Here is a 25,959-nt window from a genome sequence, read left to right on the forward strand (position 1 = left end):
CAAAACTCGCGGATCGATGCGGGAAAGTGCAAAAAGATCGGGGCGAGCGCCGCGGATGCGGCGGGCGGCGGCGCTTTTCCCCGTTTAGTGAACAGCGCCTTGCAGTTCGGCCGCGGCGTCCGACTGCGCGCGGATGCGCAGCGCGAACGCGAAGCTGGCGGCCAGGGCGGCGAACGCCGCGCCGCATGCGAACGCGGCGTGATAGCCGCCGTTGAGCGCGACGGGCAGCGCCGCGTGCGCGGCGACGAGCGCGTCGGTGCGCGCGGACGCGACGCTCGCGAGCACCGCGAGGCCGAGCGCGCCGCCCATCATGAACGACGTGTTGACGATGCCCGACGCGAGCCCCGAATCGCTCGGCGCGACGTCGCTCATCGCGGCGAGCAGCACCGGATTGAACGCGACGCCCGCGCCGACGCCGACGAGCATCATGCCCGGCAGCACGTGCGCGGCGAAGCCGCCGTCGGCGGGCGCGCGCGCGAAGAGGGCCAGGCCGACGGCCGCGACGACGAGGCCGGCGCCGATCGCGCGGCGGATGCCGAAGCGCATCACGATCTTCGCGGACAGGCCGAGCGAGAACGCGGCCATGATCAGGTTCGTGGGCAGAAACGCGAGGCCGACCTGGAGCGGGCCGTAGCCGAGCACGCGCTGCATGTAGAGCGCGGAGAGGAAGAACCATGCGAACATCGCGGCCGCCCACAGCACGCCGATCGTGTTCGCAACCGCGACGTTGCGCTGCGTGGCGAGCGCGAGCGGCATCAGCGGATGCGCGACGCGCGTCTCGATCGCGATGAACGCGGCGAGCAGCGCGGCCGCGCCCGCGAGCGTCGCGACCGTCTGCGTCGACAGCCAGCCGGCTTCATTGCCGTTGACGATGCCGTAGACGGCGAGCATCAGCGAAGCGGTCACGACGATCGCGCCCGCGACGTCGAGCTGCGCGTCGGCCGCCTGCGCGCGCACCTTCGGCAGCAGCGCGGCGGACAGCGCATAGGCGGCGACGCCGATCGGCAGATTGACGAGGAAGATCCAGTGCCAACTGAGCATGCTCGTGAGGACGCCGCCGAGCAGCACGCCGAGGCTGCCGCCGCCCGCGCAGACGAAGCTGTAGACGCCCATCGCCTTCGCGCGCTCGCCCGGCTCGGTGAAGAGATTCATGATGAGCGACAGCGCGACGGCCGACACGACCGCGCCGCCGAGCCCCTGCACCGCGCGCGCGGCGATCAGCACGAACTGCGTCTGCGCGAGCCCGCAGGCGAGCGACGCGAGCGTGAAGAGCGTGAGACCGGCGAGGAACATCCGGCGCTGGCCGTACAGGTCGCCGAGCCGGCCGCCCAGCAGCAGGCAGCCGCCGAACGTCAGCATGTAGGCGTTCACGATCCAGACGAGCGCGGTTTCGGTGAAGTGCAGATCCGCGCCGATCGACGGCAGCGCGACGTTGACGATCGTCGAGTCGAGCACGATCATCAGCACGCCGAGACAGAGAACGACGAGCGCATACCAGCGCTTCGGGCCGTGCAGGCCGTGGGTCATCGGGAATGCCTCCGAAGGGTGGGAGGCAGCATTGTAAGCGTGTCGTGAGCCGTCTTCCTGCCGGTTGCTGACAGGCGCCTCGTTCGTGCGCGGGCCGCGGCGGCGCGCGGCCCGCATGCGGCGCGGCGCTTACCGCCGGAACGTGTCGACGGCGGTGCGGCCGACCGCGGGATCGTCGGTGAAGAAGCCGTCGATGCCCGCGCGCAGATACGCCTGGATCTCGCGCACCGATCCCGCCGTGTTGCGCGCGCCCGGCGCGCCGCCGTCCTTCAGCGACGCCGGCAGGAAGTTGTTCTCCGGCCGGAACGTATACGGATGCACGACGAGCCCCGCCTCGTGCGCGAAGCGCACGTAATGCGTCGGCTGCTGCAGCGCGCCGTCCGGGCCGACCGGGATGATCGACGTCTTGTACGGCCCGACGCCGTTCGCATACGTCGCGATCTCGCGCATCCCGCTTTGCGTCGACAGGTCGCCGTAGGTGCGCGCGTCGCCCGCTTTCACGAAGTCGTACGGCCGCTGCTTCGGCTCGTCCATCAGTTGCACGAGTTTCCAGTTCGGCTGGCTCGCGCCGATCCGCGCACGAATCGCCTTCAGGTTCGCGACTTCGAACGACTGGATGTAGACAGTCGCGTCGCGCGCGGTGTACGGGTTCTTGCGCAGCGCGTCGACGAGGCGGTCCTCGAGCGGCAGGCCGATCGACTGGAAGTAGGTCGGGTGCTTCGTCTCCGGATAGAGGTGGATCGTGCGGCCGACCTGCGCGGACATCTGCTTCGCGAGCGCGACGATCTCGTCGAACGTCGGGATCTCGAACTGATCGTCGTACGCGGTGTTCGCCGGGCGGATCTGCGGGATGCGCTCGCGCGCGCGCAGCGTCTTCAGCTCGGCGAGCGTGAAGTCCTCGGTGAACCAGCCGGTGAGCTGCGCGCCGTCGATCGTCTTCGTCGTCTTGCGGCTCGCGAACTGCGGCAGCGCCGACACGTTCGTCGTGCCCGAGATCTCGTTCTCGTGGCGCGCGACGAGCACGCCGTCGCGCGTTGCGACGAGGTCCGGCTCGATCACGTCCGCGCCGTCCTCGATCGCCTTGCGGTAGGACGCGAGCGTATGCTCGGGGCGCAGCGCGCTCGCGCCGCGATGGCCGACCACCTGCACCTTCGCGGAGATCGGCTGCGTGTAGTCGGGGTCGTCGCCGCCGCAGGCAGCGAGCGCGAGCGCAGCCGCGCACGCGAGCGCGACCGGGGAGAAAGCGAACGAGCGCTTGAAGAACATGTCGTCGATCCTGTGAAACGAAAACGAGCCAGGGAAAAAGGGGGGCGTCGGCGCGGACGGAATGCGATCGTCGCAGCGGATGATTACATATGTATTACTTATTGCTGTCTATTTTTGTACGCCGCGCTGACGGCGTCGTGTCGGGTGCCGCAAGCCCGTCGCCGGCCGTGCGTCAGCGCTCGACGATCGCGACGATGCCGAGCGCGATGAAGAGCGCGCCCGCGAGATAGCGCCCGACCGTCATCGCCGCGCCGCCCGGCGCCGCGCGCTTGCGCAGCGGATGCGCGAGCGCGATGCAGGTCAGATCGGCGAGCGAGAACAGCATGTTCGCGCCCGCGCCGAGCAGGAAGAGCTGCCAGCCGACGTCGAGCGAAGCGGACGGGTCGACGAACTGCAACAGGAACGACAGATAGAACAGCGCCGATTTCGGATTCGACGCCTCGATGAGCGCGCTCGACGAGATCACGTTCTTCGGCGCGGCGGACGGCGCGCTGTCGTCGCCGGCGGCGCGCGTGCGGATGCGCTGGATGCCGAGCCAGATCAGATAGCCGCCGCCCGCGATGCGCAGCGCGTGATAGAGCCACGGCGACGTGTCGAGCACGACGACCGCGCCGATCGCGACCGCGCAAATCTGCAAGAGCGCGCCGAGATGGATGCCGAGCGCCGAGAGCACGCCTGCGCGACGGCCGTGCTGCAACGTCAGCGAGACGGTTTGCAGCAGCGCCGGGCCCGGAATGAAGCCGAAGCCGACGCACGTCGCGATGAAGGCGAGAGTGGGGTTGACCGTCATGGGGAATCGCTCGTCGAGTAAACGCGGGGCCGGCCGTCGTCGATGCGCGCCGGGCCGAAGCGGCCGACGCGCGTTCCGGCGGCGCGCGGACGTTTGCGGAAACGGACAGGCGTCACGCGGCATGCATGGCGCGCGGCGCAATCCGCAGACGAAACGGCCGTCCGGATGAGCTTAAAGCACGGCCGCGGTGTCGGGCAATCGAAAGATGGCGGCGGGGGCGCGTGCGGCGCGAAGAAGCGCGCACAAGAAGGCACGAAGAAGGCGCGAGCCGTCGCTCAGATCTTCTTGTAGAAGAACGTCGTCGCACACGGCGCGCCGTCGGGCATCAGCGCGTAATCCGGCACGACGCCGACGCGCTGCCATCCCGCGCGTTCGTAGAGCCGCTCGGCGTCGCCGCCCGTCACGGTGTCGAGCACGAGGACGGTCTTGCCGGCCGCGCGCGCGGCGTCGTCGAGCGCGGCAAGCAGCCGCTGCGCGACGCCGCGCCGCCGCGCGTCGCGATGCACGAGCATCTTCGCGACGTCGGCGCGATGCGGCTGGTTTTCGGGCAGGCGCGTGATCATCTGGACGGTGCCGACGATGCGGCCGTCGGCGTGTTCGGCGACGAACAGCGTGCGCTCGCCGCGCGCGACGCCATTGGCGACGTCGCGCCAGAACGCGCGCGCCTTGTCTCGCGCGAGCGGCGCCATGAAGCTCACCGACGCGCCACCGTCGACGCAATCGATCAGCACGTCGGACAGCGCGTCGACGCATGCGGCCGCTTCGTTCGGGCCGATGCATCGCACGTCGATTGCATCGCTCAATCGATTCTCCCGGTACGGACAGCGTTCGCCGCGGCGAGCGCGACGATGTAGCGCGCGGCCTTGCGGCCCGGATTGAAAAAGATGGCCGGGCGATTGAGACGCATCGCGAGACAGTCGCCGGCCGCGACATGCCACGTCTCGTCGCCGCTCGCGATGTCCATCTCGCCCTCGAGCATCCAGATCTGCTGATGGAAGTCGGCGTTGCGCTCGCCGCTGTCGTACGCGACGCGCTCGCCCGGCGGAAACCTCACTTCGACGAGTTGCAGCGGAGAGGGCGCCGCGGGCGATAGGCTGCGACGCACGTAGCCCGACGCCGGATCTTTCCAGACCGGCTGCTCGGCCGCGCGACTGAGCGGCGACGCGGCGTGCGCGGCGCGATCGTCCTCGAACAGCGACGCGAGCGACACGCCGAGCGCGTTCGCGAGCCGCTCGAGCACGACGGCCGTCGGGCTGCTCTGCGCGCGTTCGATGAGCGAGATGTTCGAGCGGCTCACCTTGCTGCGCTCTGCGAGCGCGTCGAGCGAGTAGCCGCGACGATCCCGAAGGGCGCGCACACGGCGCGCGATCAGTTGGTTGACATCCATGCGCTCCAGTATATTGGAATAAAATCCAGAATACTAGACTATGGTCGGGAAGACGAACACGAGGCCTGTGCGGTGGTTCGATGCGCTGACGCTGGCTTACTTCGCGTCCTCGATGCGAATCGTTCCCTTCAGATGCTGGAACTCGCCGTTGCGGTGCGCGATGTTCGTGTAGACGACGCCGTTCTCGAAATCTTCGACGTGCACGACGTTGTCGCCGCTCTTCGGCTCGTGCCAATGGACCATGAACACTTGCGGTCGGATCTGCGTCGCCTCGTATTCGACTGTGTCGGTTGCGCCCTGGTACTGGCCGGACGTGCCGACGAACGTCATCGTGTGGTCGTCCTTGAAGTCGAGGCGAAAGCCGATGTCGCCGAACTGCACGAGCGCCTTCTTGCCCGCGGCGGGGAACGCGGACGCCGCGCCGACGCCGACGGGCCACTGCATCTCGCCCTTGATGACCTTCGCGCTCATTTCGAGCGACGCCACGTCGGCGAGATTCGGATAGCGCGCCTTCATCGCGGCAATCAGTTCTCCGGAATTTTTTGCCTTCGCGGCTTCTGTTTCGAATGCGGCCAGGTAGTCGCGCGTGAACTTCACGGACGCGAGCGTGTACGGCTCGCTGCCGTCCGGATTCGCGAGGTAGTGGCCGGGCACGACGCGCAACGGACGCAGCGCCGCGATCCGGTCGAGCGTTCTGATCCAGTTGCGGCGCGACTCCGGCGTCTGCGTATCGGCAATCCACACATGGATGTTCGCCGCGACCGGTATGCCGCCGACGACCGCATGCGCGGACGGGATCGACACGAAGGTGCGGTCGGGCGACGGACCGCCGAGGCCGACGACGCGCAGTTCGTGGCCGTCGAGCGTGAGCCTGTCGCCGCCAAGCGGCTGCGGCACGACGAGCGCGCGCGGCGCGTTGTCCTTCAGGATCGGCCCCCAGTACGCGAGCTTGTCGTCCTTGGTCGCCTTGATCGCGGCGACCGTCTGCGGCGTCGCGACGATCTTCGCGTCCGGGAACGCGGCCATGATCGTGTCGAGGCCGAAGTAGTAGTCCGGATCGCTGTGGCTGACATAGACGAGCTTGAGCGGCTTGCCGGTCGCCTTGATCCTGTTGACGAGCGCTTCGGCGTCGTTGCGCTGGAACTGTGCGTCGATGAGGATCGTGCCGGTCCTGCCCGTGACGATCTCGGACGAGACGGGAAAGAGGCTCTTTTCGCCGGGGTTGTAGACGTCGATCTGAAGCGGCGCGCCGGCGCCGGCCGCGTGCGCGGGGATCGCGCCGAGCATCGGGGCGGCTGCGGCGGCGAGCGCCACGAGAGAGCGTAAGAACATGAAGGATTCCCTGAGAAGTCTTGGTGTCGTATGGGCGACGCAAGCAGGCGATGCAGCGTCGTCGAGGCAGGACGGTGTCGTCGGAACGGTTTCTGGGCGCTCACCTCGCTGTAAGAAAGTTAGTAAAACGAATCGATGGATCGACGCGAAACCGATGATGTCGTCGATCACCGCGAAAGCCTTGCAGCGTGCGTCGATATACGTTGCGGCGCGGAAACGGGCCGTCGTGCAAACGGTGCTAGTATCTACGCCGCGGGTAGTTACCGGAAGAAACTATAGACTGGATGGCAACGATGCGAAAGAACGCACCCGATGGTGAGCAGATTACCGAGAGGAAACCCTCGCTGCTCGACGCGCCGAGCAAGGGCAACGTGTACGCGTCGGAATGCCCGACGCGGCTCGTGCTCGATCGCATTGCGGATAAATGGACCGTCCTGATCCTCGCGCTGCTGTCGCACGAGCCGCTGCGCTTCAACGCGCTGCTGCGGCATATCGAAGGCCTGTCGCAGAAGGTGCTGTCGCAAACGCTCAAGCGGCTCGAGCGAGATGGGCTCGTCACGCGCACCGTATACGCGACGGTGCCGGTGTCTGTCGAATATGCGTTGACGCCGCTCGGCCACACGCTCGCGCGCTCGATCTCGCCGATCATCGTGTGGGCGGAAACGCACATCGACGCCGTGCTCGATGCGCGCACGGCCTACGACGCTCAGCAGGATCACGCGAGCGCCTGAGCGATCGCAGGCGTTCGGCGCATCGGCATCAGCGTTGCGGAAAATCGAGAAAAATAAATATCGCGGCGATGTGATTTTCATTTCCGCCGGACGCTTTTCAAACGAATCGAATCATCGCCATTGTTTCCTCTGTCGTGCGAAACGAGAGAAAAGTGCGGAAAGGGTTGCCTTGGTGCGCTGCGTCATTCATTATGCTGACGAGAAAGCGATGCGAAAGCTGTTCGATCGGAATTTGACATGATCTGGTACGATGTTTGAAAAAACGTTGAGAGCATTGAACGGTCGAGGTTTGTCGTGGCCCGAATGTTTGGAACCATGTGTCGGTTTACATGGCCGATTCATCGGATCATAGTCATGGCAAATAAAGCAGCACGATAACTACGAGCGTACTTACGGAGACTGAGGATGATACGCACATACGAGGGGGCGGCGGAGCCGCTGTATTTTCAAATTCCCGTTCGGGAAGTCGTCGCACGCATTGCTTTCCTGCGCAATCGCATCGCCAATTAGCCGTCGATTTTCATTCAATTTTCCGCTTGAGGGCGCCGCATTGCCATGCCGCGCCGCGAATCGGCGCGCGCATTGAATTCCGCGTGCCGGATCAGCACTGTTCGCGCTTGCGGCCAGGCGTCGCGAATTGCCGCGTCGCCGACGGCGACACCGAAATACCAACCAGCCGGCGGGTGATCACGCTACGCCGGACGAGACCGGATTCGATCAAAAAGGAGGGGTGATGCTTTGCATTCCTAATCTTCGCGCAGCCGTGCTGTCCTGTGTGGTTGCCGCGATGCCGTTCGTCGCCGGCTGCGGCGGCGGGGACGATCCCGGCCCGATTCAAGTCGGGCAGTGCTCGGGAGGCTCGTGTCCGCCGAGCGGGCCGAGCACGACGCCGCCGACGGTGACGAAGCTGTGTCCCGACGCGCTTGATTACTCGACGACGTACACGGGCGGCTCGGGTAGCGGCGAATACGTGAAGGTCAAGTTCGATACGGCGAAGAAGACTTACCAGATGCAGTTCGTCGCATCGTCGGTGCCGACGTCGGCGGGGCAGATCAACAACACGCGCGCCGGCCTCGCGATCAGCGGCACGTTCCACAACGCGACCGGGCTGCCGACCGCCGAGCAGAATCGCTGTGCGTTCGTGCTCGACAACGGCGCGACGAGCGATGGCGCGTACTCGGTGACGATCAACCGCGCCGATCCGCCGATGCTGTTCGTCGGCATGGGCGTCGTGGGCGGCGGGATTCCGGGCGCGACGGTCGCGTTCCCGGGCCTCGAACTGTTCCCGGGGTTCACGATCGGCGCGGTGCCATCGCGCACGTTCGATTTCTATCCGTTCATCGGCTTTACGGACACCGAAACGGACTTCACGAAAGTGGCGGGCGTATACAACGAAGTCGGCGTGCATCTTCAGCCGACGGGCACGTCGTTCCAGACAGTGGCGCCGCAAGGCTGGCAGCCGGACGTCGTGAACTGGACGCAGACGCTCAACGCGGACGGCTCGTGCACGATCACGCCGGGCAGCGACTATTCGTGCCGCACGACGGGCACCCCGTGGACGCTGCGCAAGAACGCGGACGGCACGTCCGACAACGTGTTCGTGAGCCATCCGCAGCCGAACCAGCCGTATCCGTCCGCCGGGCAAGGGCAACCGCTCGTGATCGTGACGCCGAGCCAGGCGCAGGGCGTGATGATCGTCGGCAGGCTCAATGGCCAGCTCGTGCCCGTCGTCATTCGCGTCGGCTACGCGAACGTCGACTCGGGCAATCCGCTCGGATCGGTCGCGGACGCGGAGATCGGCATCTCGGTGCTCGCGCCCGCCACGCCGGTCGCGGCGAATTCGCTGCAAGGCGGCTACATCGGCGCGACGAGCGCGGTCGCGTGCGGCGTCGTGAGCTTCGGCGGCACCTCGACAGCCCCCGCCAACAGCGGTTCCGCGTTCGACAACACGGTGCCTCATCCCGAATTGCCCGGCACGTATCGAGACGGCTTCTTCTATCCGTCCGCCGGCAATTGCACGGATGGCTCGGCCGTGTCGACGCTCGCGGCGAACTATACGTCGACGCTGTTCCAGGGCGCGACCGCCGCGTTCCTGGACCCGATGACGTCGTCGGTGAGCGCGCAGTTCTCGGTGGACTACACACAGACGACGCCCGGCAAGATCAAGGTGACGGCGACGCGCGACTTCGACGCGCAAGGCAGCGCGGGCACGGTCGCGATCTTCAGGAAGGGAGATTACGGCTGGCTCATCAAGGTCGGCAACGTCTACGGGATGGTCGTCAACAACAGCCAGTACAACCCGTTCTTCACGGTCGGCGCTTTCGTTCAGTAACGCATGACTTCGCGGCGGCCGGCGCGCCGCCGCGGACTTCAAAATATCGAGGATTCCTATGTATTGGAGAAAATCGCTGGCTGCCGCCGTATTGGCTTCCGTCCTGAGCGCCTGCGGCGGCGGTGACGATCCGCCGCCCGCGCCCGTCGTCCGGCTGTGCCCGAAGACGATCGACTACAACACCGTGTTTACGGGCGGCTCCGGCTCGGGCGAGCTGGTTCGCGTGCAGCTCGACACGACGAAGATGACGTTCCAGATCACGTATCTCGCGTCGCCGGTGCCGGCGACGACGGGCACCGTGCAGCCGACCCGAGATACGCCGCCGAACAACATCGTGACGGGAACGCTGACGGACGAGACGGGCCTGCCGACCGAGAAGCTCAACCAGTGCACGTTCCGGCTGAACAACGCGAGCCTCGATCCGAGCCGCCCGGCGCGCGTGTTCCTCGGCGAGGGCGTGCTGGGCGGCGCGATTCCCGGCGCGACGATTCAATTCGGCGGCGTGATCGGCGTCGGGCAGATTCCGAAGACGACGTTCCCGTACTATCCGTTCATCAGCTTCTCCGATCAGGAGACCGATCTTTCGAAGATCGCGGGCAACTACAACCAGCTCGGCTATCACCAGGTGCCGTCGCAGAACTTCGCGCAGGCGGCCGTCGACGCGAAGGTCACGATCAATGCGGACGGCACGTACGTCGAGACCGACAACTTCGGCAAGAAGAACGGCGGCCAGCCGCTCGCGTCGAGCGCGATCGTCAATCAGAAGCTGACGCTGCGCGCCGACGCGCCCGTGTTCCAGTCGCTCAACTATCAGCCGCAGATTCCGCCGACGCTCGCTTCGCTCGATCCTTCGAAGGCGGGCAAGGGCATCCTGATCGTCGGCAAGCTGCGCGATCAACTGGTGCCGGTCTTCATTCGCACCGGCGCGGCGAATGGCGATCTGACGCAAGGCGCGCCCGTCGCGGACGACGAATCGGGGATCTCGATCCTGAGCCCGCAGAAGACGCTCGCATTGGGCTCGCAAGACGGCGAGTACACGGGCGTCGACAGCCTGCTCGATTACCGCGCCACCGCGCTCGTCGGCGCGCAGGCGACGCTGCTCGATCCGTTCCATGCGTCGCAGGTCGCGCTCACGCGCTCGCTCAATCTCGACTACACGCAGGCCGTGCCGGGCGTCGTGACGACAGTCCAGACCAGTGCGGCGTCGGGGCCGCCCACCGGCAAGTTTGTCTTCACGGGCGGCGTATTCGGCTTTCTCGACATGAGCGATGTCAACAACCCGTACTTCACGGTGGGCGCGTTCGTGCAATAAGCCTCGCGCAAGACAGGAGACACACGGCGATGCGCGGCCCGCGGGCGCGCATCGCGCGATCGAAGTATCAGGAGACCTCATGAAGAAGCTGATTGCCGCGTGCGTCGTTGCCGGTGCATCGACGGGCGCTTTCGCACAGCAGGCGGGCGACTTGGTCGCGACGCTCGGCTGGCTCCACGTGATGCCGCAGGATTCGACCAACGGCCTCACCACCAACGTCGTGAACTCGCCGATCAACGGGCCGCTGCGGCTGCCCGGCTCGTTCACGTCGCCGGGCACGAGTCTCACGGTCAACAATGCGGACACGGTGGGCCTCACGTTCACGTATTTCTTCACCGATCACATCGCGGTGACGTCCGTGCTCGGGATTCCGCCGGAATTCGCGTTGACGGGGCACGGCGTGATCAGGCCGCCCGGTCCGTCGGGCTCGCTCGGCAACGTCGATCTCGGCAATCCGGCGAATCAGCCCGCCGTGAAGAATGCGCGGCAATGGAGCCCGACGGTCATCCTGAACTACTACTTCAATTCGCCGACCGCGAAGTTCCGGCCGTTCGTCGGCATCGGCGTCGCGTATAGCTGGTTCTCGAACATCGAGCTCAACGGAAATTTTGCCAAGGACATCAACGACAACCTCGGCAGCGTGCTCGCCGCGGGCGCCGGCAAGCCGGGGCCGACGTCGGTCGAGGGGAAGGCCTCGTCGTCGTTCACGCCGGTCTACAACATCGGCGCGAGCTACGCGTTCGCGAAAAGCTGGGCGCTGACGGCGACGCTGTCGTACATGCCGCTCAAGACGTACTCGTCGCTCGTCATCAAGGCCGCCGACGGCACGACGCTCGCAACGACGCGCACGAAACTGAAGGCCGATCCGCTCATCACGTTCGTGGGGATTTCCTACAAGTTCTGAGCCGCGGGCGCGCGGCGCCGGCGCCCGGGCTTCCTTGTGACCGAGCGGACCGAGGTTCGTCAGCCGCAACGTCACGCCACTGGCGGCAAGCCGCCATTCGTCAAGTGAGGCAGACCCATGCGTAACCGTAAATTTGTTCCGTTCGTTGTCGCGCTGGCATTCGCAGCGGCCGCAGCTACGCCCGCACTCGCCGTCACCGTGTCCCGCGCCGACGGGCAGCCGATGAACCCGAACGGCGAGCCGTTCTCGGCGACGTCGGCGCCCTACGAAACGCTGCTGTCGAAGGGATCGATCAGCGCGAACTGTGTCGCGACGTTCAACGGCACAATCACGCCCGCAGGCATCGTCAACATCACGTCGACGACGTTTACCGGCACCAACAGCCTGTGCAGCCTCATCAAGGGCAGCGCAAGCGGCCTGAATCCGTGGACGGGCCAGGCCGACAGCGCAACACAACTGACGATCAACAACGTGCAGGTCAACGTGTCGCTGCTCGGCCAGTGCGGCCCGAGCAAGGTCGTGACGGCGTGGAGCGATACGAACTCGTCGCTCACCTTCAGCAATGCGGCGCTGGCGCCGGACTGCAAGGTCACGGGGACGGTCGTGACGTCGCCGAAGTTCCACGTCCAGTAATTCGTCACGGTTTCGGCGCAGGGCGGCTCGTCGATCATGAGCCGCCCGCGTGCATCGCGCGAATGCGGCTGCCAGGAGCCGCCGCGTTCGCAAGACGACGAGTGACGGAAAGTCGCCTGACGCGAGGGCAGCCGCACATGCCGTTGTGCCGGCATGTGCGGCCTGGCGAGCATCGCGATCGCGCTGGAGGGGCAAGCGCGTCGCGCCGCGATGCGCGTCGCGCATGCGTGCACGGGGCGCACGCTGGTATGCGAGACGAGCATGAAGGCGAGGGGACCGTCGTGCCGATGCTTCGGAGCCCGATCGAGTGCAAGGTGGGCGCGAGTCGGCCGTTGTCGAAAAGAATGGGGCGACGCGTTCGAGCATCGACACGCCGCGCGGGACCGAGCCTTCGACGCATGGGCGAGGGCGGCGCGCGCGACGTGCAGCGACAGTTGCCGTCGCCCGAGTGCGGACACGATCCGCATCGCTATTTCTCGGATGACCCATGCCTGACAGTCATAATCATCGCGTCGACGCCGAAGGCCCGTCGCTCGGCAGCTTGCGCACGGCAGCATGGCTTCGGCATCTCCTCGATCACGCGGAGCGTTTCGCATCCGCTGCGGCGTCAAGCCGCGAAGCGCGCGTCGCGACTGCCGCGTGCAACACGCTCGCGAGAGCGGACGCGCATGCGCGGCGCGGGCCGACGGCCGACGCCGATCTCCTGAACGAACTGCTCGCGGCGCTGCGGGGCAACGGCACATCCGCCGACACGGCGCTCGCCGCCGAATATGGCGCATTGGCGCGCACGCCGACGAAACGGCTGCTTGCGGCCGTCGACCGCTACCTGCCGGGTTCGAAGGCCGTGTTCGACGGTGCGTACGGCGTCGCCGACGCACTCGGCTACGACGATCCCGAAGTCGGCTGGGCCGCGCTCGATTCGATCGAGTTTGGCATCGGGCGCGCGTTCGCGGCGGATGGCGAAGCCGCGGACGATGCGATGCGCGGCATCGTCAGCTTCGATGGGCCGGCGGCGGGGCGGGTGATCGACCGGGCGATCGCACGCATGTGGGGCGCGCACGAGAGGCGTGTCGACGCGTTGGCCGCGTTGGCCGCGTTTTCGGCGACGCTCGCGACGAATGCGACGGTCACCGTCGATGCATATGGCGGCGAGCACAACGGCGTCGCCGCCGCGATTCTTCGCGAGCGCCGGGACCTTGCGTCGACGGAAGGGCTGCTCGCCGCGCTTGCCGTTTGCCGGCTCGAGCGTCTGACGGGCGCGGACAGCTTCTGGGCGTATTACCTGCTCGCGGGCGTGATGATCGCGGCGCCGCAGGCCGTTGCCTCGATCTCCGCGCGGTTTCATCGCGACGCGCTGAGCGCCTGGCTCGACATGCTGCTCGCGTCGCCCGCGCGCAGCGGGATCGGCGAGGCGGGCGAGGCCGCGCTGGCGCGCGTGGCCGCGTCGATGAGCTTCACGTCGCAGCACAATCCGATCGTTCACACGAGGCGCAGATCGATGCGCTGAACGGCGCGAGCCGCGCGCGCGGCGCGGCTCGCGCCGTTTTGCTCAGATCGACAGGCAGATCTTGCCGAAGTGCTTGCCGGCGGCCTGGTGGCTGAAGGCGTCGGCGATGTCGTCAAGCGCGTACGCGCGATCGATGATCGGCTTGATGCCGGTCGCGTCGATTGCGCGCACCATGTCGATCTGATGCCGGCGGCTGCCGACGATCAGGCCTTGCAGGTTCTGCTGGCGGGCCATCAGCGCGACGGTCGGCACGGGGCCGGCAATGCCGGTCAGCACGCCGATCAGCGCGATATGGCCGCCGATCCGGCATGCCTGGATCGATTGCGGGAGCGTGTCGGGGCCGCCCACTTCGATCACGTGGTCGACGCCGCGCCCGCTCGTTTGTTCGAGCACCTTCGCCGCCCAGTTTGCGTCGCGACGATAGTTGACGACGTGATCCGCGCCGAGCGCACGCGCCCGCTCCAGCTTCTCGTCCGACGACGACGTGGCGATCACGGTCGCGCCCATGCGTTTCGCGAACTGCAGCGCGAAGATCGACACGCCGCCCGTGCCGAGCACGAGCACGCTGTCTCCCGCCTTCAAGCCTCCGTCGACGACGAGTGCGCGCCAGGCGGTGAGGCCCGCTGTCGTCAGCGTCGCGGCTTCTTCGTGCGTGTAGCCCTTCGGCGCGTGCGTGAACCAGTGCGCGGGGCGCACGACCGCCTCGCGCGCGTAGCCGTCGACGCCATCGCCCGGCACCGTCGTGAAGTCCGCGGTGGTCGGCCCGCCGTCGAGCCATTGCGGGAAGAAGGTCGACACGACCGCATCGCCGGGCGCGAACTCCGTGACGCCTTCGCCGATCGCTTCGACGACGCCCGCGCCGTCCGACATCGGAATGCGTTTGTCGGCAGTGCTCAGCCTGCCCGTGACGACGCCGAGGTCGTGATAGTTGAGCGAGCTCGCGTGAATGCGAACGCGGATTTCTCCCGAGGCGGGCGCGCCCGGATCGGCGAGCGTCACGCGTTCGAGATGCTCGAGGCCGGCGGGCTGGCGCAGCATGATGGCTTTCATCGATTCGACTCCTGTGAGTGGCGAGCGCATCGCGCGGTGTGCGAACGATGCGCCCGGAACGGCCGGCTGGGGGCAGCCGGCGGCGGATGAGCAAATTGTCCGCATGTACTTCTTTCGATGCAAGAACGTACAATTAAAGCCGGTACTATCAATTTTGTAGGTATATGCGCGATGCGACCGAAGCGTTTCGACAGCAAGAGCGGGTGTTCCGTCGAGGTGACCCTTTCCGTCATCGGTGGATTGTGGAAGCCCGTGATCCTGTTTCATCTCTTGAAGGAGAAGAAGCGCTTCATGGAGCTCACGCGGCTGATGCCGAACACGACGCAGCGAATGCTGACGCTGCAATTGCGTGAGCTCGAGGCGGACGGGATCGTCGTGCGCCACGTCTACCCGCAGGTGCCGCCGAAGGTCGAATACGAACTGACGCCGTTCGGCAAGACGCTCGCGCCCGTGCTGATCAGCTTGCGCGAATGGGGCGATGCGTATCGGACGCATCAGTTGGCCGTGGGTTCGACCGAGTCGGCGCGCGACGCGGCGACCTGCGACGCACCGGCTCGGCCACGCAAACGCACGGCCGGCGCGATGAAGGCCGCGTAGCGCGCCGATGACCGCGGATCGGCCAGGCGCGCCTTCGCCTGATTTTTCAAGCCCGGATGCGGGATCGACGTCCACGACAAGCACGTCGCGGGCGCTCCTCTGGACGCCGGTCGAGATCTTCGGCGCGGGCTTTTCCCTTCTCGTCTTTGGAAGCGTGGATCGCCGTGCCAGATACCGACGAAGATGTCCGCTTCATGAACAGCCACGAGTTCATTCGATCTTTTTTGCGCGAACGGCATGATCCGAAAAATTTTCGGATCGACATTTCTTATTCATTCAAAACGGAATATTGTGAAATTTTGGAAGGAATGTGTGCGCAGGATATGAGGATTTGTATTTCTATATGAAAGGTAATGGCCGATGCTGTCCCGCTGCGGAGCGCGTACGGGATGGGCGTTCAAGTCTGATGAACGCTGACCGGTCCCCTTGGAGGAAGGTTATGGAAGTGCGTTGACTCGCGCGACGTGTCGGCCGCTCTTCAGCGATCGTCGTGCTGAGGGGGCAGACAGGTTCGATGTGAGATATCGGCGAAATTTTTTATTGAATTTTCATTGGATTTTTATGGAATTTATGCATGCGTATTTCAACGGGATATTTGAACGTCGAGTGTAACGGAATGGAATGCGATGTTACGTTACGGCCTGCGTAACGGCGGCATCGGCTCAGGTCAACTATTCTGTTTGTGCGATGTATCGAGCAATTAAATTCGTCCTGATATCGTTTTCCTGATGGAAATAGTGCGCGATCGATCCGGCGCACATGCTGGCATGCTCCGTGCGACGACCTCGGCGCCGTAACGACGGCGGTACCCATCCACACGAGGTCACATATGAAACAAAACTTCAGGTTGACGAGCATTGCACTGTCCGCTGCGGTCGCATTTGGGGTCGCGGCTGCGACGCCGGCTGTCGCAGGCGGGTTGGACACGCTTCCGATTTCCCCTTCGGTGGCCGACCTTGGCGGTGCCGGTTGGGGCGGCGCGACGTTGGCGCTTGCCGGCGGAGCGCAACATGGATCGATCCATGCAAGCGCGCTTGGTTCGGCCGATGCCTCGATCAGCAACGGCGCACTCGACAACCTTGCTGGCGCGCTCGCGAACGCGGCGAGCCACAATCCGATTCAGGGTGTGGCGAGCGGCGCGGTCGGCACGCTGACGAATCTGGCGAGCAACAACCCGCTGCCGGGTGCGCTGAACAACGCGGTGAGCACGCTGCAAAACGCGGCGGCGAACAATCCGCTGTCTGGTGTCGCGAACACAGTGGTCGGCACGCTGACGAATCTCGCGAACAGCAACCCGCTGCCGGGTGCGCTGAACAACGCGGTGAGCACGCTGCAAAACGCGGCGGCGAACAATCCGCTGTCGGGCGTCGCGAACACCGCGGTCGGTACGCTGACGAATCTGGCGAGCAACAACCCGCTGCCGGCTGCGCTGAACAACGCGGTGAGCACGCTGCAAGGCGCGGCGGCGAATAACCCGCTGTCGGGCGTCGCGAACACCGCGGTCGGTACGCTGACGAATCTGGCGAGCAACAACCCGCTGCCGGCTGCGCTGAACAACGCGGTGAGCACGCTGCAAGGCGCGGCGGCGAATAACCCGCTGTCGGGCGTCGCGAACACCGCGGTCGGTACGCTGACGAATCTGGCGAGCAACAACCCGCTGCCGGCTGCGCTGAACAACGCGGTGAGCACGCTGCAAGGCGCGGCGGCGAATAACCCGCTGTCGGGCGTCGCGAACACCGCGGTCGGTACGCTGACGAATCTGGCGAGCAACAACCCGGTGCCGGGCGCATTGAACAACGCGGTGAGCACGCTGCAAAACGCGGCGGCGAACAATCCGCTGTCTGGTGTCGCGAACACCGCGGTCGGCACGCTGACGAATCTGGCGAGCAACAACCCGGTGCAGGGTGCATTGAACAACGCAGTGAGCACGCTGCAAAGCGCGGCGGCGAACAACCCGCTGTCGGGCGTGGCGAACACCGCGGTCGGCACGCTGACGAATCTGGCGAGCAACAACCCGTTGCCGGCTGTGCTGAACAACGCAGTGAGCACGCTGCAAGGCGCGGTAGCGAACAATCCGCTGTCCGGCGTCGCGAATAACGCGGTCGGCACGCTGACGAATCTGGCAAGCAACAACCCGCTGCCGGGTGCGCTGAACAACGCGGTGAGCACGCTGCAAAACGCGGCGGCGAACAATCCGCTGTCTGGTGTCGCGAGCACCGCGGTCGGCACGCTGACGAATCTCGCGAACAGCAACCCGCTGCCGGGCGTCGTGAACAACGTGGTCGGCACGCTCGCGAACGCGATCGGCGGCAATCCGATCACGCCGATCACGAGCGTCGTGAGCGGCCTGACGAGCGCACTTCCCGTCGCGAACCCGACGGCCACGTTGACGGGAGCGGTGAGCAACGTCGCGGGCACGCTCACGAGGGCTGCGAACGGTAATCCGGTCACGGGCGCGGTCGGCGGCCTCGTGAGCGCGCTGCCCGTCGCCAATCCGGCCGGCGCCCTGACGAGCACGGCGAACAACGCGGCAGGCGCGATTGCAACGGTCGCGGGCAGCAACCCGGCTGCCGCGATTGGCGGCGCTGTCGGCGGCGTCGCGGGCGCGTTGACGGGCGCGGCCGGCACCGGCGTCGCGACGGGCTCGCAACTCGGAAGCGTCGGCTCCGCGCTGATGGGCTCGGGCGCGGCCTCGGCAGGCAAGGTCCTGACGTCGGGCAGCAATGCGTTCGGCAGCACGGCCGCGTCGACCGGCTCGCTGTTGTCGACGGCCGCCGCCGCCGCGAGCACGGTCGTCAACTCTGTGGGCTCGTCGGTCGGCACGGTGGTGGCGTCGCTGCCGAACCTGAGCGTGTCATCGTCGAAGTCGACGGCTGCGGCGTCGAATCCGCTTGCGCCGGTTTCCGCGGCGATCGCGACGCTCGCCGGCGCGCTGCCGAAGTAATGGCGCGCGGCGCGCCCCGGCCCGGTAGCGGGGCGCGCTCATCGTGGCCGGCCGGAAGACGAAGCAGGGCGGCATGGCGGCGACGCCATGCCGCCTTGTCGTTGTGCGCCCAGCATGGGCGCACTCCTGCGGGTGCAAGTCCCGCCATAAGCTGGTCACGGCGAATGAAGTGAAGCGCAACTGCATGAGGGCGACCAAGTGTGGGGAGGAAGCGTGGATCGCAAATCGCGAGCCGATGAACAAGAGCTGCATGGAAGGCGCCGCCGAGCAGGGATGGCGGGGTGGTCAGTGAGCGATACGAGGGCACACCGCAAGGTGGCCCACTCTCGCCGCTGCTGGCCAATGTGTTGCCGGGTGTTGCTGGACGAGGTGGATCGAGCGTTGGACAGACGCGGTGCCCCGGCTCTCATAACCTCAACTGCTCGAACCGCCCGGTGCTGACCCGCATGCCGGGTGGTGGGAGGGGATCGGTCAGATCAACTGACCGCCCCTATCCCGATTCCACATCGCGTCCGTCGTCTGGCCGGCGATGCGGGCAAGGCCGCGACGCCAGCTTGCCGGCGCCGTTCCAGGCGCGTCAAGAAGGGGCGAACGACTGGAGTCCGGACTTGGATGTAAGGATTATGTATGCGATGATCATCCGCTCGGCGCCGGGTCGATCCGGGCGTGGAGTCGGCTTCGGTCTTGCTCCGGGAAAGACGCGCGTTCCTTCGTCCGGTATTCGCCAGGATTGCGTCGTTCCTTGACAAGTCATTGTTTCTATTGGATTTTTTTCTGATCGTTAGCGACCCCTTCCAAGCGTTTCCCGCACATTTCGCGGCGCCGAAATTTTCCCGAATCGTGCGCATCGGCACTTCTTGAATTTGTCAAAACCCGTCCATATAATTAGCACTCGCTGCACGAGAGTGCTAACAAATCCTGCCGGACGGCTTGCCGACCGGTAGTTTCCCTCAGCGTTCTTCAGTCTCAATCAAGAGAGGAGTGAATATGAACCTTCGTCCGTTGCACGATCGCGTGATCGTCAAGCGCCTGGATCAGGAAACCAAGACCGCCTCGGGTATCGTCATTCCCGATGCAGCCGCTGAGAAGCCGGATCAAGGCGAAGTCCTGGCCATCGGCCCGGGCAAGCGCGATGACAAGGGCGCTCCGATCGCACTCGACGTGAAGGTCGGCGATCGTGTTCTGTTCGGCAAGTACGCTGGCCAAACCGTCAAGGTCGACGGCCAGGAACTGCTCGTGATGCGCGAAGAAGACATCATGGCTGTGGTCAACGCTCAGTAAGCGTTCACCAACGGATCACAATCTCAGAGATTTCAAGGAGTTAGAAGATGGCAGCTAAAGACGTCGTATTCGGCGATTCCGCACGCGCGAAGATGGTCGAAGGCGTGAACATTCTCGCCAACGCCGTGAAGGTCACGCTGGGCCCGAAGGGCCGCAACGTGGTGCTCGAGCGCAGCTTCGGCGGCCCGACGGTCACGAAGGACGGTGTGTCGGTCGCGAAGGAAATCGAGCTGAAGGACAAGCTCCAGAACATGGGCGCGCAAATGGTCAAGGAAGTCGCTTCCAAGACCAGCGACAACGCCGGCGACGGCACGACGACGGCAACCGTCCTCGCGCAATCGATCGTCCGCGAAGGCATGAAGTACGTCGCATCGGGCATGAACCCGATGGACCTGAAGCGCGGCATCGACAAGGCCGTCGCGGCCGCCGTCGAAGAGCTGAAGAAGATCAGCAAGCCGTGCACGACGAACAAGGAAATCGCGCAGGTCGGCTCGATCTCGGCGAACAGCGATTCGTCGATCGGCGATCGCATCGCTGAAGCGATGGACAAGGTCGGCAAGGAAGGCGTGATCACCGTCGAAGACGGCAAGTCGCTCGCCGACGAGCTGGATGTCGTCGAAGGCATGCAGTTCGACCGCGGCTACCTGTCGCCGTACTTCATCAACAACCCGGACAAGCAAGTCGCCGTCCTCGACAACCCGTTCGTGCTGCTGCACGACAAGAAGGTGTCGAACATCCGCGATCTGCTGCCGGTGCTCGAGCAAGTCGCGAAGGCAGGCCGTCCGCTGCTGATCATCGCTGAAGACGTCGAAGGCGAAGCGCTCGCAACGCTCGTCGTCAACAACATCCGCGGCATCCTGAAGACCGTTGCGGTCAAGGCGCCGGGCTTCGGCGACCGTCGCAAGGCGATGCTGGAAGACATCGCGATCCTGACGGGTGGCCAGGTCATCGCGGAAGAAACCGGTCTCACGCTCGAGAAGGCAACGCTGGCGGAGCTGGGCCAGGCGAAGCGCATCGAAGTGGGCAAGGAAAACACGACGATCATCGATGGCGCTGGCGAAGCCACGAACATCGAAGCGCGCGTGAAGCAAATCCGCACGCAGATCGAAGAAGCGACGTCGGACTACGACCGTGAAAAGCTGCAGGAGCGCGTGGCGAAGCTGGCCGGCGGCGTGGCGGTGATCAAGGTGGGCGCTGCGACCGAAGTCGAAATGAAGGAAAAGAAGGCACGCGTCGAAGACGCGCTGCACGCTACCCGCGCTGCCGTTGAAGAAGGCATCGTCCCGGGCGGCGGCGTCGCGCTGATCCGCGCACGCACCGCGATCGCCAGCCTGACCGGCGTGAACGCCGACCAGAACGCCGGCATCAAGATCGTGCTGCGCGCAATGGAAGAGCCGCTGCGCCAGATCGTCACGAACGGCGGCGAAGAAGCGAGCGTCGTGGTGGCGGCGGTTGCCGCAGGCCAGGGCAACTACGGCTACAACGCAGCGACGGGCGAGTATGGCGACCTGGTCGAAGCCGGCGTCGTCGATCCGACGAAGGTTACGCGCACCGCGCTGCAGAACGCGGCTTCGGTTGCGGGCCTGCTGCTGACGACGGACGCGGCCGTTGCCGAACTGCCGAAGGAAGACGCTCCGATGCCGGGCGGCATGCCGGGCGGCATGGGCGGCATGGGCATGGACATGTAATTGGCTTGACGCCGATTGCATCGAAGGACGCGCGGCGACGCGCGTTCTCCCAAACGAAAACACCCGCAGCGATGCGGGTGTTTTCGTTTGGGGCGGCGTTATCGAATGCCGGCGGCGCGGGACGCGTGGCCCAGGGCCGATAGCCCGACGTCGGGAATCGGATATCGGAAGTCGGCGCGCGCTAGCCGTGGGGCGAGACGCCGAATGCCGCATGTCCCGGCGACGGCCGAGCCCGTGCCCGGGCCGGCGCACCGCGGCGTCAGTTCGTCCGCTTGGCGAGCCCGGACGGCGCGGGCGATTCGTCTTCGTTGCTGCGGGCCCAGAAGAAGCGATCCGGCAGGTAAGCGCCCATCCCGGGGCGAAACGCGTCGCGCGCCGCCTGGTACAGATACTCCTGCGCTTCGCGCACCGCCTCCGGCGGCTCCTGGCCGTTCGCGAGCAGCGCGGCGATCGCCGCGCCGAGCGTGTCGGTGATGCCCATCAGCCGGTGCGGCGTGCGTTCCCACAAGTCCTGCCGGATCTGGCCTTCCTCGCCGTACAGCGAATTGACGAGCCGGTGCGAGCCGGTCTCGGTCGCCAGAATGTACTCGCAGCCCTGGCCGAGCAGATGCGAAAGCGCGGCGTCGAGGTTCGGCGCCTCGGCGTCGCCGTCCGGCTGCGCGAGCGCGATGAGCGTCGCATGGTCGGCGACGAGAAGCGTCGTCTGCGGCGCGAGCAGATCGGCGATCGATTCGCGCAGGTCGTCGGCGGCGAGCACGTGCTCGTCGTCGAGCGTAAAGTCTGGTGCGAGGACGAGCGGCACGCCGTCGTAGTCGGCGACCACCTCGGCGATCGCGCTCACGACTTCCGCCCGCGTCGCCGCGCCGATCTTGAACGCCGCGACGGGCATGTCTTCTAGCAGCATGCGCGCCTGAGCGGCAACGGTATCGGGGTCGAGGCCGGTGACTTCGTCGCACGCGGCGGAGTCGCGCACCGTGTAGCCCGTCAGCACGGATACGCCGTGGCAGCCCATGCTCGCCAGAGTCATCAGGTCGGCCTGCAGGCCGGAGCCGCCCGTCGGATCGGACAGGCCGAAAGTGAGGACGATCGGAGGGGTGTTGCTGGACATGAAAATGGGGAATGAGGAAACGATGAAGCCGATTGACGGGATGCACCAGCCCAGTGCGCCCGCGCAGTCAATTATGCGGCGGATTCGGTCCGCTCGAAGCGTTTTTTTATCGCGTTGCAGCGAGCAAACGCGACTAGAGGTCGATTGCTAGGCAGTCCGCCGCCGACACGGTACCATCATGGCTCTCAAATCAACGGACTTTCCTTTACGCGGCTTAAGATGGAATATAAAAGCTGGATGTGCCTGATCTGCGGCTGGATTTACGACGAAGAAGCTGGGTTGCCGGAGGAGGGCATCGCCCCAGGCACACGCTGGGAAGACGTTCCCATCAACTGGACATGCCCCGAGTGCGGCGCGCGCAAGGAAGATTTCGAGATGGTTCAGATCTGACCGTCTCGCGTCGGCGGTTCGGCATCGAGCGAACCGCCCGCGCCGGCGCGGCAGCATCGACGGGTTGAGGCGCCGCTTGCGGCGCGGCTTCGTTTCTGGTGCTGACGCTCGTGCCCATTACCTCTGAAATCGCGACGGTTCCGGTTTTCGACGCCTTGCCCAATCCGCGAGGCGGCGCAGTGCCCGCGGCCGAGGCGGCGCTGCGCGCCGCGCAACAGGCGTTCGAGCGGCGAGCCGATCCGGCCGGGCCGCTTGCCGCCGCTGCGGCGGCGCTGCAGGAGGCCGGGTGGCTCGCCGCGCAACGCTTTGTCGCCGCGCTGGCCCATGCTGCGCCAATCGCCGCGACCGAACTGCAGCCGATCGCATTCGAGGCCGCGCTGCGGGATTTCCGCGCGGCGCTCGAGCGGCACAATTTGCGCGAGCTCGCCTGCTCGCCGCTTCTCTTCGAGCATTACCGCGCGCTGCGCGCGCAGGCCGCGAGCGACTTGCGCATGGATACGCCGCACGGCGCGCTCGCGCTTGCCGGCCGGCCGGTGCCGCCCGCGACGCTGTACGCGCTGTCGCCGCATGCGCTCGCGCATCTGCGCGCGCGCTACGAGCAGGCGCTCCTCGGCGCGCTGCGCGCGTCCGAGACGGCGACCGACAAGGCGCTCGACGGGCTCGCCGATTGCGCGGCCGAACTCGCCGGCCCGTTTCCTTACGACTTTTGGCGTCTCGCCGGCGCGTGCATGCGGGTGCTGCGCGTGCGCGGCGGCGTCGAGCTCAAGCGTTTTCTCGCGCGCTGCAATCTGTTGCTCGGCGAGCAGGCGCGCGGATTGCGGATCGCGCCCGCGGCGCTCGTCGACGAGGCGCTTGCGCTTTTCTGGCGCGACTACGCGCTGTACGGCGCGGCGGCGGAGGACGTCGCCGACGTCGAACTGCTGCACGACTACGGGCTGACCGTCGCGTGGCACGTTGCGGGCACGCAGGCGTCCGAGGCCCTGTGGGAGGCCGACGCCGCGCGCGCCGAGGCGGACGCGGTGCGGGCCGCTGCGGCGCGCGAGCTCGGCGTCGTCACGGTCAACGCTCAGGCGTATGACGATTTCCTGCAGACGGCCGATGCGTCGATGACCGAGCTGGCGCTCGATCCGCGCGCGGCCGACGCGGGCGCCGCCTTGCGGGCGGCGCAGGCCGCGTATCGCGTCGGCTCGGCCGCGTGCGCGCTCGGCCTTGGGGCTACGGCACTCCTGGCCGACGCGCTCGGGCTCGCATGGCGCCGCCACGCGCATCTCGGCGCGACGGACGACGCATGCGCCGCCGCGTGCCGGCAGGCGGTCGACGCATTGCGCGCCGCATTGCACAGGATCGCGGCGGGGATGGCGCCGCCCGATCTGTCCGACGCGTGCGCGGCGCTCGCGGGCGCGTTGTCGGGGGCGGCCCGCGGCGCATGACGGGGCACGCGGCGGGGCGTGCCGCACGGCCGGATTCTTGCTTTCGGCCGATGCGGCGCAATCGCGCGCGGCGCGCGTGCCGATTGGTCGCGAACGCGTGATAGAGTGAGCGATATGTCGTGTCGACCCGCGCGGCGTACGAGGCCGCGACATGCGGCGCCCGTCGCGCCGCGAGGTCTTTGCTAAAATTCAAACCATGCCAAAGAGTTCCGATCGCATCAACCTCACCAACCAGTTTCTGATCGCCATGCCGAACATGGCGGATCCGACGTTTTCGGGAACGGTGGTCTATCTTTGCGATCACAGTGAGCGCGGCGCGCTCGGTCTCGTCATCAATCGTCCGACCGACATCGATCTCGAGTCGCTGTTCAATCGCATCGACCTGAAGCTCGAGATCGAGCCGCTCCTGCACATCCCCGTGTACTTCGGCGGCCCGGTGCAGACCGAGCGCGGCTTCGTGCTGCACGAGCCGGTCGAGGGCAGCTCGTACAACTCGTCGATGGCGGTCGAAGGCGGGCTCGAGATGACGACGTCGAAGGACGTGCTCGAGGCGGTCGCGACGGGCACGGGCCCGAAGCGCTTCCTGTTGACGCTCGGCCATGCGGGCTGGGGCGCGGGCCAGCTCGAGGAAGAGATTTCGAAGAACGGCTGGCTCACAGTCGCGGCCGATCCGCGGATCGTGTTCGACACGCCCGCCGAGGAGCGCTTCGAAGCGGCGCTCGGGCTGCTCGGCGTGAGCTCGTCGATGCTTTCCGGCGAGGCAGGGCACGCATGAGCGCGGCGCTTTCGCGCGACGCGACGCTCCTGGCGTTCGATTACGGCGAAAAACGCATCGGCGTGGCGATCGGCAATCTGCTGACGCGCACGGCCCGCGCGCTCGTCATCGTTCCCAATCTGAATCGCGAGCACCGCTTCAAGGCGGTCGGCGAGCTGATCGCCGAATGGAAGCCGGACGCGCTCGTCGTCGGCCTGCCGCTGCATCCGGACGGCGCGCCGCACGAAATGACGCAGCGGGCGAAGCGCTTCGGCAATCAGTTGAACGGCCGCTTCAACCTGCCGGTGAGCTGGGTCGACGAACGCTATTCGTCGGTGGAAGCGCGCGCCGGCCTGCGCGCGCGCGGCGCCGCCGCGGATCGCGTCGACGCCGAAGCCGCCCGCGTCATTCTTCAACAATACCTCGACGGATTGCCCGATCATCATGAGTTCAATTGACGCCGAGGCGCTCTATCGCGTCCTGCTCGACCAGATTCGCGGCGCCTATGGCGACGCCGCGTTCGCCGAAGCCGGCGGGCCCGTGCTCGCCGGCATCCACAGCGGCGGCGCGTGGCTCGCCGAGCGTCTTGCGCGCGACCTCGGCGCGCCGGGCTTCGGCGTCGTCAACGTCGCGCTGCATCGCGACGATTACGCGAAGAAGGGGCTGCACAGCCAGGCAAGCCCGACGTCGCTGCCGTTCGAAGTCGAGGGGCGGCGCATCGTGCTCGTCGACGACGTGCTCTATACCGGGCGCACGGTGCGCGCGGCGCTCAACGAGCTTTACGACTACGGGCGGCCCGCGGCCGTCGAGCTCGCGGTGCTCGCCGATCGCGGCGGGCGCGAGCTGCCGGTCGCGGCGCGCTTCGTCGGCGGCACGCTCGCCGTCGACGCCGACGCGACGCTCGTGCTCGAGCGCGCGGACGCGGGCCGATTCACGCTTCGCACCGAGGCGCGCGGCGGCTAACGCGCGCAACGCATTCCGGCCGCCCGCGCGCGT

The 25,959-nt window shown here is 66.5% G+C and carries 23 protein-coding genes; 15 read left to right on the forward strand and 8 right to left on the reverse strand.

The window, feature by feature from the left end; all coding sequences use genetic code 11:
- Nucleotides 1–84: 84 nt before the first annotated feature.
- The 6 genes from AQ610_RS04320 to AQ610_RS04350 all read right to left on the reverse strand — a co-directional run bounded on the left by AQ610_RS04320 (nt 85) and on the right by AQ610_RS04350 (nt 6,302).
- Entirely contained in the window at nt 85–1,527 is a 1,443-nt protein-coding gene (locus tag AQ610_RS04320) for a DHA2 family efflux MFS transporter permease subunit (protein WP_006025476.1), read from the reverse strand.
- A 129-nt stretch (nt 1,528–1,656) separates the two neighbouring features.
- The gene (locus AQ610_RS04325; RefSeq protein WP_006025477.1) at nt 1,657–2,793 is read right to left on the reverse strand and encodes a glycerophosphodiester phosphodiesterase; all 1,137 of its coding nucleotides are present in this window, start codon (nt 2,791–2,793) and stop codon (nt 1,657–1,659) included.
- 172 nt (nt 2,794–2,965) lie between these two features.
- Nucleotides 2,966–3,583: a LysE family translocator gene (locus AQ610_RS04330; RefSeq protein ID WP_006025478.1), complete on the reverse strand. Its 618-nt coding sequence runs from the start codon at nt 3,581–3,583 to the stop codon at nt 2,966–2,968.
- Nucleotides 3,584–3,858: 275 nt separating this feature from the next.
- Complete coding sequence (locus AQ610_RS04340) at nt 3,859–4,386, reverse strand: GNAT family N-acetyltransferase (RefSeq protein WP_006025479.1); 528 nt, start codon at nt 4,384–4,386, stop codon at nt 3,859–3,861.
- Nucleotides 4,383–4,970, reverse strand: a complete 588-nt coding sequence (locus tag AQ610_RS04345) for a helix-turn-helix domain-containing protein (protein ID WP_009913402.1) — start codon at nt 4,968–4,970, stop codon at nt 4,383–4,385. The genes AQ610_RS04340 and AQ610_RS04345 overlap by 4 nt, the downstream gene beginning before the upstream one ends.
- 96 nt (nt 4,971–5,066) lie before the next feature.
- Nucleotides 5,067–6,302 (reverse strand): MoaF-related domain-containing protein, encoded by a 1,236-nt coding sequence (locus AQ610_RS04350; protein WP_080594963.1) that lies wholly within the window; start codon nt 6,300–6,302, stop codon nt 5,067–5,069.
- Between the two features lie 284 nt (nt 6,303–6,586).
- On the opposite strand from AQ610_RS04350, the gene AQ610_RS04355 reads away from it, so the two are divergent.
- The 6 genes from AQ610_RS04355 to AQ610_RS04380 all read left to right on the forward strand — a co-directional run bounded on the left by AQ610_RS04355 (nt 6,587) and on the right by AQ610_RS04380 (nt 13,721).
- Complete coding sequence (locus AQ610_RS04355; RefSeq protein WP_006025482.1) at nt 6,587–7,033, forward strand: winged helix-turn-helix transcriptional regulator; 447 nt, start codon at nt 6,587–6,589, stop codon at nt 7,031–7,033.
- Nucleotides 7,034–7,766: 733 nt separating this feature from the next.
- Nucleotides 7,767–9,365: a DUF2957 domain-containing protein gene (locus tag AQ610_RS04360; RefSeq protein ID WP_009913401.1), complete on the forward strand. Its 1,599-nt coding sequence runs from the start codon at nt 7,767–7,769 to the stop codon at nt 9,363–9,365.
- A gap of 58 nt (nt 9,366–9,423) precedes the next feature.
- Nucleotides 9,424–10,677 carry a DUF2957 domain-containing protein gene (locus AQ610_RS04365; protein ID WP_006025484.1) on the forward strand — a complete coding sequence of 418 codons (1,254 nt, stop codon included), beginning with the start codon at nt 9,424–9,426 and terminating at the stop codon, nt 10,675–10,677.
- Nucleotides 10,678–10,756: 79 nt separating this feature from the next.
- Entirely contained in the window at nt 10,757–11,581 is an 825-nt protein-coding gene (locus AQ610_RS04370; RefSeq protein ID WP_006025485.1) for an OmpW/AlkL family protein, read from the forward strand.
- Nucleotides 11,582–11,698: 117 nt separating this feature from the next.
- Nucleotides 11,699–12,214: a PraA/PraB family alkane oxidation protein activator gene (locus AQ610_RS04375; protein WP_009913399.1), complete on the forward strand. Its 516-nt coding sequence runs from the start codon at nt 11,699–11,701 to the stop codon at nt 12,212–12,214.
- Nucleotides 12,215–12,701: 487 nt separating this feature from the next.
- Nucleotides 12,702–13,721: a hypothetical protein gene (locus AQ610_RS04380; RefSeq protein ID WP_006025487.1), complete on the forward strand. Its 1,020-nt coding sequence runs from the start codon at nt 12,702–12,704 to the stop codon at nt 13,719–13,721.
- A gap of 42 nt (nt 13,722–13,763) precedes the next feature.
- Here AQ610_RS04380 and AQ610_RS04385 read toward each other — a convergent pair whose 3' ends face one another.
- Nucleotides 13,764–14,771: a zinc-dependent alcohol dehydrogenase family protein gene (locus tag AQ610_RS04385; protein ID WP_009913397.1), complete on the reverse strand. Its 1,008-nt coding sequence runs from the start codon at nt 14,769–14,771 to the stop codon at nt 13,764–13,766.
- Between the two features lie 171 nt (nt 14,772–14,942).
- Here AQ610_RS04385 and AQ610_RS04390 point away from each other — a divergent pair, with 171 nt between their 5' ends.
- From AQ610_RS04390 to groL, 4 genes are all read left to right on the forward strand, one after another.
- Nucleotides 14,943–15,368 (forward strand): winged helix-turn-helix transcriptional regulator, encoded by a 426-nt coding sequence (locus AQ610_RS04390; RefSeq protein WP_009913395.1) that lies wholly within the window; start codon nt 14,943–14,945, stop codon nt 15,366–15,368.
- Between the two features lie 829 nt (nt 15,369–16,197).
- A complete protein-coding gene (locus tag AQ610_RS04395; protein WP_082724441.1) occupies nt 16,198–18,312 on the forward strand; it encodes a beta strand repeat-containing protein in 2,115 nt (704 codons plus the stop codon).
- 987 nt (nt 18,313–19,299) lie between these two features.
- A complete protein-coding gene (groES, locus tag AQ610_RS04400) occupies nt 19,300–19,593 on the forward strand; it encodes a co-chaperone GroES (RefSeq protein WP_009889537.1) in 294 nt (97 codons plus the stop codon).
- 47 nt (nt 19,594–19,640) lie between these two features.
- Entirely contained in the window at nt 19,641–21,281 is a 1,641-nt protein-coding gene (gene groL / locus AQ610_RS04405) for a chaperonin GroEL (RefSeq protein WP_006025492.1), read from the forward strand.
- A 259-nt stretch (nt 21,282–21,540) separates the two neighbouring features.
- Here groL and AQ610_RS04410 read toward each other — a convergent pair whose 3' ends face one another.
- Nucleotides 21,541–22,389: a hydroxymethylpyrimidine/phosphomethylpyrimidine kinase family protein gene (locus AQ610_RS04410; protein WP_006025493.1), complete on the reverse strand. Its 849-nt coding sequence runs from the start codon at nt 22,387–22,389 to the stop codon at nt 21,541–21,543.
- Between the two features lie 219 nt (nt 22,390–22,608).
- On the opposite strand from AQ610_RS04410, the gene AQ610_RS04415 reads away from it, so the two are divergent.
- The 5 genes from AQ610_RS04415 to pyrR all read left to right on the forward strand — a co-directional run bounded on the left by AQ610_RS04415 (nt 22,609) and on the right by pyrR (nt 25,926).
- Nucleotides 22,609–22,779, forward strand: coding sequence for a rubredoxin (locus AQ610_RS04415; protein WP_004186709.1), 171 nt, complete (start codon nt 22,609–22,611; stop codon nt 22,777–22,779).
- A gap of 179 nt (nt 22,780–22,958) precedes the next feature.
- Entirely contained in the window at nt 22,959–24,209 is a 1,251-nt protein-coding gene (locus AQ610_RS04420) for a hypothetical protein (RefSeq protein WP_045554822.1), read from the forward strand.
- A 196-nt stretch (nt 24,210–24,405) separates the two neighbouring features.
- Nucleotides 24,406–24,984 carry a YqgE/AlgH family protein gene (locus AQ610_RS04425; RefSeq protein WP_006025495.1) on the forward strand — a complete coding sequence of 193 codons (579 nt, stop codon included), beginning with the start codon at nt 24,406–24,408 and terminating at the stop codon, nt 24,982–24,984.
- The gene (gene ruvX, locus AQ610_RS04430) at nt 24,981–25,421 is read left to right on the forward strand and encodes a Holliday junction resolvase RuvX (protein ID WP_006025496.1); all 441 of its coding nucleotides are present in this window, start codon (nt 24,981–24,983) and stop codon (nt 25,419–25,421) included. The genes AQ610_RS04425 and ruvX overlap by 4 nt, the downstream gene beginning before the upstream one ends.
- A complete protein-coding gene (pyrR, locus tag AQ610_RS04435; RefSeq protein ID WP_006025497.1) occupies nt 25,408–25,926 on the forward strand; it encodes a bifunctional pyr operon transcriptional regulator/uracil phosphoribosyltransferase PyrR in 519 nt (172 codons plus the stop codon). Before ruvX ends, pyrR begins: the two co-directional genes overlap by 14 nt.
- The last annotated feature ends 33 nt before the right edge of the window (nt 25,927–25,959 follow it).

It is taken from the genome of Burkholderia humptydooensis, assembly GCF_001513745.1.
In the GTDB taxonomy this organism is placed as follows: Bacteria; Pseudomonadota; Gammaproteobacteria; order Burkholderiales; family Burkholderiaceae; genus Burkholderia; species Burkholderia humptydooensis.